Origin of the sequence: Phytobacter sp. V91 (assembly GCF_965644225.1) — a bacterium.
Taxonomy (GTDB): Bacteria; Pseudomonadota; Gammaproteobacteria; order Enterobacterales; family Enterobacteriaceae; genus CBFFRJ01.
In genome coordinates, this window is sequence record NZ_CBFFRJ010000146.1 from 1 (window position 1) to 11,867 (window position 11,867).

Here is an 11,867-nt window from a genome sequence, read left to right on the forward strand (position 1 = left end):
CAAGAGCGGGCATCGTGAAAAGTCTATGTCAAAGAAAGGGTTATGTTCTCATAATTGACGATTAAATCGCACCTTCCCTAATGCACAAATCATCATAACGCGCGGCATTTCTGGTTAAAGCCGCATTAACGCGGGTTTGTACACTAGACCCACTTTAATGCGGAGGTTCCATGAGTACAGTTATTGACAATTTTACGCGCCATAAAAGCGATCGCAGCTTTACCGATCAACCAATTGAAGAGGCGCTGCTGGAACGTATTATCAGCGCCGCCTGGCGCGCACCCACTTCAGTGAACTCGCAACAGGTCTCCGTTATCGTTTCCCGCAGCGCTGAAAACCGTCAGAAAATTTCTCATCTGGCTGGTGGCCAGCCGTGGATTGCCAAAGCACCGGTATTTCTGACTTTTGTGCTGGATATGCATAAAAGCGAACGTGCAATGGCGATGATCGATCAGCAGCAGATTGCGCATCAGAGCATCGAAAGCATCGTCGCTGGCGCGACCGATGTCGGCATTGCGCTGGCATCCGTGATGGCGTCAGCCCGCTCAGAAGGGTTGGGTGTGGTGCCGATTGGTGGTATCCGTCGTTCACCGCTGGAAATGGTTGAACTGGTGCAGCTGCCAAAACATACCTTCCCGCTGGCCGGTGTGGCGCTGGGCTATGTTGATGTGCCTGCGCATCAGAAACCACGTTTGCCGATCGAGACGTTTATCCATAACGAGACCTATCAGACGGCACACCTCGACGAAAAGATTGCGCAATATAACCAGCAAATCAGTCAGCACTGGCAGGATATTGGCCGTACTGATGGTGACAGCTGGAGTGAAAGCGTCGCCGGTTACTATCGCCATATCTATTTCCCGCATGTGCTGGACGCGCTGAAAAAGCAGGGATTTGGCAACGATAAATAACCCTGTGACATGATAAGAGGGCGGAGATATTCCGCCCTGTTGTTATTTTTTATCCTGCGACCAGGTCGCGCTGGCAACATCAACCTTTACCGGTAGCAGGCCAATACGGGTAAAAGTATCGGCCAGCGTCTGTTGCTGTGCAAACACCTCCGGCGTCATGCGCTGCGCCCCAAAAGGCATGCGTGCAATTGCCCGCAGCCAGATACTTTTCTCCAGGCCGGTGGACTGCGCCATAATACCTGCCGCATCGTCAGGATGCTGATTTGCCCAGTCGCTCAGCTGTTGCAGTTCCGTAATCACTTTCTGTGCTGTCTGCGGGTAACTGTCCGCAAACTGACGGCTGGCAAGATAGAAGGTGTAATGTGGTACCAGACCCTCGGCGTTTTTCACCAGCCGCGCACGGGCGTGGGTTTCCACTTCCGCATAATACGGGTCCCAGATAACCCATGCATCCACTGAACCACGCTGGAATGCGGCACGGGCATCTGCGGGTGGCAGATAAACCGGAGTGATGTCCTTATAGCTTAACCCGGCATCTTCCAGCGCCCGTACCAGCAGATAATTGACATCGGAACCTTTATTCAGCGCCACACGTTTACCTTTCAAATCCGCCACCGTTTTAACTGGCGAGTTTTCCGGCACCACAATCGCTTCGGTCTGCGGGTTGGCAGGTGAATGCGCCAGATAGACCAGGTCGGCTTTGGCAGCCTGGGCAAAGGTCGGTGGCGCATCGCCGGTCGCCGCCAGATCTATACTGCCAATATTTAACCCTTCGAGCATTTGTGGCCCGGCGGGGAATTCAATCCAGCGAACCTCAATACCCTGTCGTTTAAACTGCTCATCCAGTGTGCCGCGATATTTCAGCAGGGAGAAAATATTGGCCTTCTGGAAACCAATATTGACAGTTTTTGGTGCGTTTTCTGCCTGGGCCTGCGGCAGTGTACTGAGCAGTACAGCGGTCAGCAGACCGCTGAAGAGTGTCTTTTTCATGTTATGTTCCTGTTTGCTTTCTGGGGTGGCGGAAACATAACAAACCTGACGGCCGTCGCTTAGCGACGAAAAATCATATCATTAGCTTAAAAAATCATTCACGCCAGACGGCGTCGCGCACATTGATCGCGCGTGGCAGCAGACCAAGGGCATAAAAGCGATCAGCGATGGTTTGCTGTTCACGGATAATGGCCTGGTCCATACGTCGCGTCTGATGGCTGCGGCGCAACAGTGCATGGTGCAGGGATTGCGGTGTCAGTCCGAGCTCCACAGCGAGCAGCGCAGCGGCTTCTGTGCGATGGCTGTCGATATAGCGTCCGGTCTGTTCCAGTGCCGCAACCAGTTGTTGCAGCACATCGGTGGAATGTGCTGCGAAATCACGGTGCGCCAGATAGAACTGATGATTGCTGACGCGCCCGCTGCCGTTGGCAATGACGCGGAACTGGCCGCTCTGTTCCGCTTCGCTGAGCAACGGGTCCCACATCATCCATGCATCCAGCACCTGATGGTCGCTTTGCGTCAGTGGATATTTCGGCGGGGTATACACCACGCGGACATCATCGTCGGTCAGTCCGGCCTCATCGAGAATTTGCACCAGCAGATAATGCACATTAGACCCTTTATTGACCGCAATGCGTTTTCCGCGCAGATCGGCAATCTGCCGAATGGGACTGTCGGCAGCCACCACCAGCGCCACACTGTCTGGCGCCGGAGGCTCCCACGCCACATACAGCAGCTCGCTACCGCTGGCCTGGGCGAATACCGGAGGCGCTTCGCCAGTGGTACCGAAATCGATCTCACCACTGTTTAGTGCGTGCAGCAGTTGCGGTCCGGCAGGAAACTCGCTCCATAACACACTGATGCCGCTGGCGCTGAATTGCTGCTCCAGGCTCTGGCGTGCTTTAAGGATGCCAAGATTGCCAAACTTCTGATAACCAATACGTAATTCCCGGTCCGTCTGGCTGGAGGAGTGAGCACGTAAGGATCGCGCCGCCGTGCTGCGCCGGGGCTTAATCACCCCAAGATGACCGAGATGAGTGCGCAGTGTATGGCGGCTGACGCCCAGCAGCGCTGCGGCCTGCAACTGATTGCCATGGCTCAGTTCAAAGGCGTTGCGTACCAGCGCATCGGTCATGCGTTGCCAGATTTGTGTTTCACCTCGTTGCAACTGCTGGCGGATAAAACCGTCCAGCGCTGCGCCATCATCGGCGGCGACGGTACTGACAACATCGGGCTGCGTCGCTACAGACGACAGCCGCAACTGCTGGGGGGTAATCAGTGCCTCTTTGCTCAGCAATACCGCATTGTGCAGCGTGTTTTCCAGTTCGCGGATATTACCCGGCCAGGGATACGCCATCAGCAACGCCAGCGCATCGGCGCTAAGCCGTAACTGAGGTCGTCCAAGGCGGTGCGCATACAATGTCATAAAATGATCCGCCAGCAGGGGAATATCGTCACGTCGCTGACGCAGCGGCGGCAGACTGACTGCCGCAACATTAAGACGGTAATAGAGATCCTCACGAAAACGCCGCTGGTGAATCGCCTGTACCAGATCGACGTGTGTCGCGGCAATCACGCGCACATCGACCCTGACCGGACGGTGTGAACCGACACGCGTGACTTCGCGCTCCTGTAGCACGCGTAACAGTTTCACCTGCAACGGCAGGCTAAGCTCGCCAATCTCATCGAGCAGCAACGTGCCGCCATTTGCCGCTTCAAACCAGCCCGGCTGGCGCTCGCTTGCGCCAGTAAACGCACCTTTCTCATGCCCGAACAGCTCTGACTCCGCCAGGCTTTCGGTTAATGCACCGCAGTTAACCGCCAGAAACGGTTGATCGCGGCGCGGACTGTGATGATGCAGCCAGCGAGCCACCACTTCTTTGCCACTGCCGGTTTCCCCCACCAGCAATACGGTGGCATCGGTGGGGGCGAGACGATCCAGCACTCCCTGAAAAGCGATGGAGGCAGGATCGATCAGTGCGGGACCCTGGTGATGCATAGCGAACTCCTGGTGATTGATCTGACGGTCACCATACCCTTTCGCACCGGTACCGGGCGAGAGGGAGAAAGGGGCACGTTGCTGCAAACGCAACAGCGAATGCGCTTTACCTGCCGCATTTGCAGCACGGCGCTGATCGCACTCCGTCTCAAAACCCTATGATTTTATTAAATAAATAAAAAATCACAGAGTGGCATGCTTCCTGCTATTGGCTTTATAACCAAACGTAAGGTATGAATCGAATAAATTCAGATAACGTTATATAGGAAAGAGATAATGAGCGAGTCTGCACAGGAAAACATTAACGTCTTCTGGTTTCTCCCCACCCATGGTGACGGACGCTACCTCGGCACCACTGAAGGTGGCCGTGCCGTGGATTTGGCCTATCTGCAACAGGTGGCGCTGGCCGCCGACAACCTGGGCTATTACGGCGTATTGATCCCGACCGGCAAAAGCTGTGAAGACTCATGGCTGGTCGCTTCGGCACTGGCACCAATCACCCGCCGTTTACGCTATCTGGTGGCGGTTCGTCCGGGTCTGCAACCGCCGAGCCTGGCGGCACGTATGGCGGCAACACTGGACCGGTTGTCGGAAGGGCGTCTGCTGATCAATGTGGTTACGGGCGGCGATCCCGTCGAGAACAAGGGGGATGGCATCTTCCTCAGCCACGCTGAACGCTATCAGGTCACCCATGAATTCCTCGATGTCTATTCCCGGCTGCTGAAAGGGGAAAAAGTCGACTATCACGGTGAGCATATTCATGTCGATGGGGCAGAAGTCCTGTTTCCTCCGGTACAGGAAAACGGGCCGCCACTTTATTTCGGAGGTTCGTCGCCGGCAGCGATAGATGTTGCTGCGCAGCAAATTGATACCTATCTCACCTGGGGTGAGCCACTGGATCAGGTGGCGGAAAAAATCGCGGTGGTGCGCGAACGCGCGCAGCAGCATGGCCGATCGCTCAGTTACGGCATTCGTCTGCATGTGATCGTGCGCGAAAGCGAGGAGGAAGCCTGGGCAGCAGCGGAGCGGCTGATTGCTCATCTTGATGATGACACGATTGCCGCCGCGCAGAAGATTTTTGCCCGTATGGATTCCACCGGACAGGCGCGGATGAGCGCACTGCATCAGGGCTCACGTGAACACCTGCGTATCGGCCCCAATCTGTGGGCAGGCGTCGGGCTGGTTCGTGGCGGCGCAGGTACGGCGCTGGTCGGCAACCCGCAGCAGGTGGCGGATCGCATTCGTGAATACCAGGCGCTGGGGATTAATAATTTCGTGCTGTCTGGCTATCCACACCTGGAAGAGGCGCATCGCTTTGCCGAACTGGTGATGCCGCTGTTGCCGTTGAGCAGCAACAGTGAGAAGCGCCAGCGCACGGTGAATACCGGACCGTTTGGCGAAACTATTGGTGGCGACCGCCGTCCTGACAAAACCGGTAAAACCGCCAGCGCCAGCTAACAGGGGAAAATGATGAACAACAAGCACCATCAGTATCACGACCTGTGGCTACCGCCGGAAACGGCGCAAGTCATCACCCGTGATGACGACGCTATTGCCGCGGCAAAAGCGGTGGCTGCCCTGGCGCTGCCCGGTGCCGTCGAACGTGACCGGGAGCGCGATTACCCGCTGGAAGCGCTGGCACTCTTCAGCCGTTCAGGTCTCGGCAGTATTTCCATACCGCGCGCCTTTGGCGGCGGAGGGTTGTCTTACCGCACCGTGGCAGAAGTGTTTCGTCTGATCTCTGCGGCTGACCCATCACTGGGACAGATACCGCAAAATCATTTCGGCATTATCCAGTTTGTGCTGGATGAAGGGACACTGGCACAGCAGGAGGCGATTTTTCAGGCGGTGATCGCGGGTCAGCGACTGGGCAACGGCGGCCCTGAAAAGCATACCCGCCATACCCGCGAAGTGCTGGCGCGCCTGCAACAGCAGGGTGATAAATGGCGTCTTACCGGCGAAAAGTTCTACTCCACTGGCGCGCTGTTCGCTCACATTATCGTCACCACGGCGCTTGAAGATAACGACCAGCCGGTGATGGCCTTTATTCCCCGTCCGGCTGCCGGTTTGCAGGTTATCGATGACTGGTCTGGTATCGGGCAGCGCACCACTGCCAGCGGCACGGTGCGTCTGCAGGCGGTGGTGGTTGATCCGGCGTGGGTGATTCCGTTGCCAGACAGCCACAAACCGGGACTGCGCGGGCCGCTGTCGCAGCTGATTCAGGCGGCGATTGATGCCGGTATTGCCCGTGGCGCGTTTGATGAGGCGAGCGACTTTATCCGCCATCACTCACGGCCATGGGTGGATGCGGGTGTGGAACGCAATGCCGACGATCCCTATCTGCTGGCGGATGTGGGGCGTCTGCATATTGAGCTCCGCGCTGCTGATGCCTTGCTGCGGCGCGCTGCACAGGTGCTGGATGAGACCGATGTCAGCCTGTTAACGCCAGAAAGCGCGGCACAGGCATCGATTGCGGTGGCGGAAGCCAAAGTCCTCACCACGGAAGTGGCGCTGAAAGCCAGTGAGAAGCTGCTGGAGTGGGGCGGCAGCCGTGCGACCCTCAGTGTTCATGGACTTGACCGCCACTGGCGTAATGCACGTACCCATACGCTGCACGATCCGGTGCGCTGGAAATATCACGCCATCGGCAACTACTACCTCAACGGAATACTTCCGGTGCGCCATGCCTGGATTTAAGGATGCCCCTATGACGACGACCCAGGTTAAACCCAAACAGCGCGCCAGCCTTATCAGCAGTGCGCAACAGGCAGTCAGTGTCGCACACGAGCTGGCACACCATTTTCGTCAGGGCGCGGCGTTGCGCGACAGCCAGCGTCAATTGCCGTTCAGCGAGCTGGAAACACTGTTTGCCTCCGGTTTAGGGGCGATCACTGTTCCTGCGCAGTTTGGCGGAGCAGCGCTCTCCAGTGCGGTGGTGGCACAGGTGATCGCCATTCTGTGTGCAGCGGACTCCTCGATTGGTCAGATTCCGCAGAACCATTTCTATGCGCTGGAGGTGTTGCGTGTTAACGGCAGCAGTAGCCAGCAACAGCGGCTGTACCTGGAGGTGCTTGAGGGTGTGCATCTCGGTAATGCACTGGCGGAGTTCAGTTCAGCTGCGGCACATTACCGCAGTACCGCCGTCCTGCCTGATGGCGACAGTTATCTGTTGCAGGGGCGCAAGTTTTACGCCACTGGCGCATTGTTTGCCGACCGCATCCCCACGGCGGCGAAAGATCGCGACGGGATAGAGCAGCTGATCTTTGTGCCACGTCATCAGCCCGGTGTGACAGTAACTGATGACTGGTCCGGTTTCGGCCAGCGCACCACAGGCAGCGGTACAGTCATCTTTGATGCCGTCCGCATCGATGGTGACGATATCGTGCCATTTCAGAGTGCCTTTGAACGACCAACCAGTGTCGGCCCGTTTGCGCAGTTGATGCACGCGGCGATCGATCAGGGCATCGCCCAGGCGGCGTTCCGCGATATGCTCGATTTCATCAACCAGCGCGCACGTCCCTGGCCGGATGCCGGTGTGGAACGCGCCAGCGACGATCCTTTATTGATCGACCGCGTCGGCCAGCTTGCCGCGCGCTTGCAGGCTGGCGATGCACTGTTGCAGGAAGCGGGAGAAGCGGTGGATGCCGCCCAGCGGCATCTGGATGCTTACCATGTCGCGGAGGCGTCGGTACGGGTGGCGGAAGTTCGCGCCTGGACCACCGAGCTGTCGCTGGCGGCAGGTAATCTGTTGTTTGAACTGTCCGGCAGCCGCGCGGCACTGCGCGAGCATAATCTCGACCGTCACTGGCGCAACGCACGCACGCATACGCTGCACGATCCGGTGCGCTGGAAATATCCGGCGATTGGTAACTATGTGCTGAATGGCGTGCTGCCCGCGCGCAGGGGGACGCTATGAGTCGCCAGCGGAAACAGGTGTTACTCAACGCCTTTAATATGAACTGCGTGGGGCATATTCATCATGGTATGTGGACGCATCCGCAGGATCGTTCTGTCGAATTCAACTCGCTGAATTACTGGCTGGATCTGGCACGGTTACTGGAACGCGGGCTGTTTGATGGTCTGTTTATTGCCGATATTCTCGGCGTTTATGACGTCTATCAGCAGGGCATTGGCCTGACCGCCAGCGAGTCGATTCAGTTACCGGTTAACGATCCGCTGCTGCTGGTATCCGCGATGGCCAGTGTCACGGAACATCTCGGTTTCGGCGTGACCGCTAATCTCAGCTATGAGTCGCCTTATCCCTTTGCCCGCCGCTTTTCCACTCTCGACCATCTCACCAATGGCCGCATTGGCTGGAATATTGTCACTGGCTATCTCGACAGCGCCGCACGGGCAATGGGGCAGCATGAGTTGACCCGCCACGACCGTCGTTATGACCAGGCTGATGAGTTTCTCGATGTGGCGTACCAGCTGTGGGAAGGCAGCTGGCAGGATGATGCCGTGGTGGCGGATCGTGAGCGCCGTCTGTATGCCGATGCCAGCAAAATCCACCCGATACGGCATCAGGGGGAGTTTTATCAGCTGGAGGGCTATCACCTGTCTTCACCTTCACCACAGCGTACACCATTACTGTTTCAGGCAGGCAGTTCCGCACGTGGTATGCGTTTCGCGGCGCGACATGCCGAGTGCAGCTTTGTTAATGGTCGCACGCCAGAGGCGATGCGCAGTCAGGTACAGATGCTGCGTCAGCTGGTGCAGGAAGCCGGGCGACAGGCAGACGATCTGAAGATCTTTATGGGCGTGGCGGTCATTGTCGCGCCGACAGAACGCGAAGCACAGGAGAAACAGCGTGAGTATCTGCACTATGCCAGTCCGGAAGCGGGCATCGCGCATTTTTCCAGTTCGATTGGTATCGATTTAGCGCGTTTTACGCTGGATGAGCCGATTCAGACCGGCTCGACGCGGGCCATTGAATCAGTCAGCCAGAGCTATAACGGCTGGACGCGGCGACGTCTGCTGGAACAGCACGCGCTCGGTAGTCGCTATCCGTTGATTGTCGGCGAACCGGGTCAGGTAGCGGATGCCTTGCTGCGCTGGGTGGATGATGCTGGTATCGACGGATTTAACCTGACACGCATCCTCAATCCACAAAGTTACCACGATTTTATCGACCTGGTGGTGCCGGAACTGCAACAGCGTGGCCGCTACAAAACCGCTTACCAGCCCGGTTCACTACGTAAAAAACTCTTTCATCATCACCGTTTACCTGCAAGCCATCCGGCCGCCAGCTGGCGTGTTCGGGCATAACAATGAAACCATCACCCAATAAGGAAGCATCATGACAGTAAGCCAGTTTGCGAAACACATTATTCTCGCCGGACTGCTGAGTGCCAGCAGCGTGGCGCTGGCGGCAGAGTATTCCGGCCCGTTAAAAGTCGGTACTACCGCTGCATTTGCGCCACCGCTGGAAGTGGCGGTCGCCGAAGCGAAAAAACAGGGACTGGAGGTCGAACTGGTGGAGTTCAGCGACTGGATTGCACCGAATGTCAGTGTGGAGAATGGCGATATCGACGTGAATCTGTTTCAGCATCAGCCGTTCCTCGACAATGCCAATCAGCAGAGTGGTTCGCACCTGGTGAAATATGCCCCTGCGATCCTCAATAACGTTGGCCTGTATTCGAAAAAGCATACTGCGATCAGTCAGATTCCTGATGGCGGGACGGTCGCTATCGCCAATGACACCATTAACGGTGGTCGCGGTCTGTTACTGCTGCAAAAGGCCGGGTTGATAAAGCTGAAGCCGGGTTCCGGGATTAAGTCAACGGTCGACGATATCGTGGAGAACCCGAAACATCTGAAGATTATTGAAGTGGAAGCGGTGCAGCTGTCGCGCACACTGGATGAAGTGGATTTAGCGCAGGGCTATCCGCACTACCTGCGCTCAGCAGGCACTATCGACCCAAATAATGCGCTGCTGTTTGACGGCCTGGAAAACCCGGAATACGTGATCCTGTTTGTCATTCGTGACGGTCATCAGGATGATCCACGCCTGCGTAAATTTGTTGATATCTATCAGCATTCTCCGGTAGTGCGCGCCAGTCTCGATAAATTCTACGGCAAGCTGTATGTGCCAGGCTGGAGTCAGTAATGATAGTAAGTGTGGTCTGGCCGGAGGCTGAAGATCGCACTGCGCAAGGCGTCGCCGTCGCAGGCGGCGCAGTGCATGTGGCGATTCATAGTCTGTATAAACGTTACCCGGGACAGCAGGTGGATGCCCTGCAAAATGTTGATCTGCGGATTCGACGTGGGGAGATTTTTGGCATTATCGGCCGCAGTGGTGCGGGTAAGTCGTCACTGATTCGTTGCCTTAACCGGCTTGAAGACCCCACTGCCGGTCAGGTGGTGGTGGATGGCGTCGACATTGGCAGCTTGTCGGCGACCGATCTGGTGCACTGGCGGCGCAGCACCGGGATGATTTTCCAGCATTTCAACTTACTCTCGGCGAAAACGGTGCGACAGAATATAGACCTGCCGCTGCGGGTGGCGGGTGTGCCGCCTGCTGAGCGGCGGCGAAAAGTGGATGAGCTGCTGAAACTGGTGGGGCTGGAAGAACGTCAGCATGCGTATCCCGCTCAGCTGTCCGGCGGGCAAAAACAGCGGGTGGGGATTGCCCGGGCACTGGTGCACGATCCGCAGCTGCTGCTGTGCGATGAAGCGACGTCTGCACTCGACCCGGAAACCACCCGATCCATTCTCATGCTATTGCGCGATATCAATCGCCAGAAGAAAATTACTATTGTGCTGATCACCCATGAAATGGATGTGATTCACGATCTGTGCCACCAGGTGGCAGTGCTGGAGCGCGGTGAAGTGATTGAACAGGGGCCTGTCTGGCAGGTGTATGGTGATCCACAGCAGGACACCACGCGTATTCTGCTCAATCCACTGCGCGACAGCCTGCCGGAAGCCCTTGCCACACAGCTGACTGAACAGCCGCAATCACCGCAGTCGCGCGCTTTACTGTGTCTGAATTACACCGGACAGGGCGCGCAGCCGCAACTCAGTGCACTGACCGCGGCACTGGGCAGTGATATTACGCTGTTACAGAGCAAACTCGAATGGGTTCAGGGACGGCAGGTTGGACAGATCCTGCTGCTGGCTGCCGCTCAGGCAGAGCCGTTGTCGCTGCCGCACCACGCCACTTTTGCTGATCGTATTGGAGTCCTGGGTTATGTCACTGCAACCTGAACGTTTATGGTATGGCTTTCTCGACACGCTGCTGATGGTGGGAGCATCGTCACTGGCAGCACTGCTGTTGGGGTTACCGCTGGCCGTCATTCTGGTGATCACCGACCGCGATAATCTGTTTTCCCGTCCGTTGCTGAATCGTCTGCTGGGCTGGCTGGTGAACCTGTTTCGTTCGATCCCGTTTCTGATCCTGATGGTGGCGCTGATCCCGTTTACCCGGCTGATTGTGGGCACGACCTATGGCGTCTGGGCGGCAACGGTACCGTTAACGCTGGCCGCCACGCCATTCTTTGCCCGTATTGCTGAAGTCAGCCTGCGCGAGGTGGATCGTGGACTGGTGGAGGCGGCACAGGCGATGGGTTTTCATCGCTGGCATATTATCTGGCATGTTTTACTGCCTGAGGCTCGTCCCGGTATCGTCAGCGGGTTTACCATTACGCTGGTCACGATGATCAACGCTTCGGCGATGGCGGGTGCTATTGGCGCCGGAGGGCTGGGTGATCTCGCTTATCGCTATGGTTATCAGCGTTTTGACAGTCAGGTCATGATTACCGTGATTGTGGTGCTGGTGGCGCTGGTCACACTGCTGCAGTTCTTTGGTGATCGTTTATCGCGCCGTCTCAATCATCGTTAAGGAAGGTGCGATTTAATCGGTGGGGTTCAGTGGAGTCCTTAGCTGTATTAGGGAAGGTGCGATTAATTCGATGGGAACCATTTTTTCGTCCTGTCATCGTATGGTAAATGAACAAAGAACCGCC

The 11,867-nt window shown here is 56.8% G+C and carries 11 protein-coding genes; 9 read left to right on the plus strand and 2 right to left on the minus strand.

Annotated features, from left to right (window positions below):
* Positions 1-170 precede the first annotated feature (170 nt).
* Positions 171-911 (plus strand): nitroreductase family protein, encoded by a 741-nt coding sequence (locus ACSZO4_RS21865; RefSeq protein ID WP_437612402.1) that lies wholly within the window; start codon positions 171-173, stop codon positions 909-911.
* Between the two features lie 42 nt (positions 912-953).
* Here ACSZO4_RS21865 and ACSZO4_RS21870 read toward each other — a convergent pair whose 3' ends face one another.
* Together ACSZO4_RS21870 and ACSZO4_RS21875 are read right to left on the minus strand one after the other, a co-directional pair.
* Positions 954-1,901: a sulfonate ABC transporter substrate-binding protein gene (locus tag ACSZO4_RS21870; RefSeq protein WP_437612400.1), complete on the minus strand. Its 948-nt coding sequence runs from the start codon at positions 1,899-1,901 to the stop codon at positions 954-956.
* A 94-nt stretch (positions 1,902-1,995) separates the two neighbouring features.
* Positions 1,996-3,900 carry an aliphatic sulfonate ABC transporter substrate-binding protein gene (locus ACSZO4_RS21875; RefSeq protein ID WP_437612398.1) on the minus strand — a complete coding sequence of 635 codons (1,905 nt, stop codon included), beginning with the start codon at positions 3,898-3,900 and terminating at the stop codon, positions 1,996-1,998.
* Here ACSZO4_RS21875 and ACSZO4_RS21880 point away from each other — a divergent pair.
* The 8 genes from ACSZO4_RS21880 (at position 3,895) to ACSZO4_RS21915 (ending at position 11,743) form a co-directional block, all read left to right on the plus strand.
* Positions 3,895-4,062: a hypothetical protein gene (locus ACSZO4_RS21880; protein ID WP_437891166.1), complete on the plus strand. Its 168-nt coding sequence runs from the start codon at positions 3,895-3,897 to the stop codon at positions 4,060-4,062. The two genes, ACSZO4_RS21875 and ACSZO4_RS21880, sit on opposite strands and share 6 nt — an antisense overlap.
* A 114-nt stretch (positions 4,063-4,176) precedes the next feature.
* A complete protein-coding gene (gene ssuD, locus ACSZO4_RS21885; protein WP_437891167.1) occupies positions 4,177-5,358 on the plus strand; it encodes an FMNH2-dependent alkanesulfonate monooxygenase in 1,182 nt (393 codons plus the stop codon).
* Between the two features lie 9 nt (positions 5,359-5,367).
* The gene (locus ACSZO4_RS21890) at positions 5,368-6,597 is read left to right on the plus strand and encodes an SfnB family sulfur acquisition oxidoreductase (RefSeq protein ID WP_437891168.1); all 1,230 of its coding nucleotides are present in this window, start codon (positions 5,368-5,370) and stop codon (positions 6,595-6,597) included.
* A gap of 10 nt (positions 6,598-6,607) precedes the next feature.
* Entirely contained in the window at positions 6,608-7,816 is a 1,209-nt protein-coding gene (locus tag ACSZO4_RS21895) for an SfnB family sulfur acquisition oxidoreductase (protein WP_437612392.1), read from the plus strand.
* A complete protein-coding gene (locus ACSZO4_RS21900) occupies positions 7,813-9,168 on the plus strand; it encodes an LLM class flavin-dependent oxidoreductase (RefSeq protein ID WP_437612390.1) in 1,356 nt (451 codons plus the stop codon). Before ACSZO4_RS21895 ends, ACSZO4_RS21900 begins: the two co-directional genes overlap by 4 nt.
* Positions 9,169-9,199: 31 nt before the next feature.
* Positions 9,200-10,009 carry a MetQ/NlpA family ABC transporter substrate-binding protein gene (locus ACSZO4_RS21905; protein ID WP_437612388.1) on the plus strand — a complete coding sequence of 270 codons (810 nt, stop codon included), beginning with the start codon at positions 9,200-9,202 and terminating at the stop codon, positions 10,007-10,009.
* A gap of 2 nt (positions 10,010-10,011) precedes the next feature.
* On the plus strand, positions 10,012-11,109 hold the full coding sequence (locus tag ACSZO4_RS21910) for a methionine ABC transporter ATP-binding protein (RefSeq protein ID WP_437891169.1): 1,098 nt from the start codon (positions 10,012-10,014) through the stop codon (positions 11,107-11,109).
* Positions 11,093-11,743 carry a methionine ABC transporter permease gene (locus tag ACSZO4_RS21915; protein ID WP_437612386.1) on the plus strand — a complete coding sequence of 217 codons (651 nt, stop codon included), beginning with the start codon at positions 11,093-11,095 and terminating at the stop codon, positions 11,741-11,743. The genes ACSZO4_RS21910 and ACSZO4_RS21915 overlap by 17 nt, the downstream gene beginning before the upstream one ends.
* Positions 11,744-11,867: the final 124 nt, after the last annotated feature.

What these genes read in the sequence shown, in the direction of transcription:
- ACSZO4_RS21865 (WP_437612402.1), top strand. Translation starts at nt 171, where the DNA reads ATGAGTACAGTTATTGACAATTTTACGCGCCATAAAAGCGATCGCAGC.
- ACSZO4_RS21870 (WP_437612400.1), bottom strand. Translation starts at nt 1,901, where the DNA reads ATGAAAAAGACACTCTTCAGCGGTCTGCTGACCGCTGTACTGCTCAGT.
- ACSZO4_RS21880 (WP_437891166.1), top strand. Translation starts at nt 3,895, where the DNA reads ATGCATAGCGAACTCCTGGTGATTGATCTGACGGTCACCATACCCTTT.
- ACSZO4_RS21875 (WP_437612398.1), bottom strand. Translation starts at nt 3,900, where the DNA reads ATGCATCACCAGGGTCCCGCACTGATCGATCCTGCCTCCATCGCTTTT.
- ssuD (WP_437891167.1), top strand. Translation starts at nt 4,177, where the DNA reads ATGAGCGAGTCTGCACAGGAAAACATTAACGTCTTCTGGTTTCTCCCC.
- ACSZO4_RS21890 (WP_437891168.1), top strand. Translation starts at nt 5,368, where the DNA reads ATGATGAACAACAAGCACCATCAGTATCACGACCTGTGGCTACCGCCG.
- ACSZO4_RS21895 (WP_437612392.1), top strand. Translation starts at nt 6,608, where the DNA reads ATGACGACGACCCAGGTTAAACCCAAACAGCGCGCCAGCCTTATCAGC.
- ACSZO4_RS21900 (WP_437612390.1), top strand. Translation starts at nt 7,813, where the DNA reads ATGAGTCGCCAGCGGAAACAGGTGTTACTCAACGCCTTTAATATGAAC.
- ACSZO4_RS21905 (WP_437612388.1), top strand. Translation starts at nt 9,200, where the DNA reads ATGACAGTAAGCCAGTTTGCGAAACACATTATTCTCGCCGGACTGCTG.
- ACSZO4_RS21915 (WP_437612386.1), top strand. Translation starts at nt 11,093, where the DNA reads ATGTCACTGCAACCTGAACGTTTATGGTATGGCTTTCTCGACACGCTG.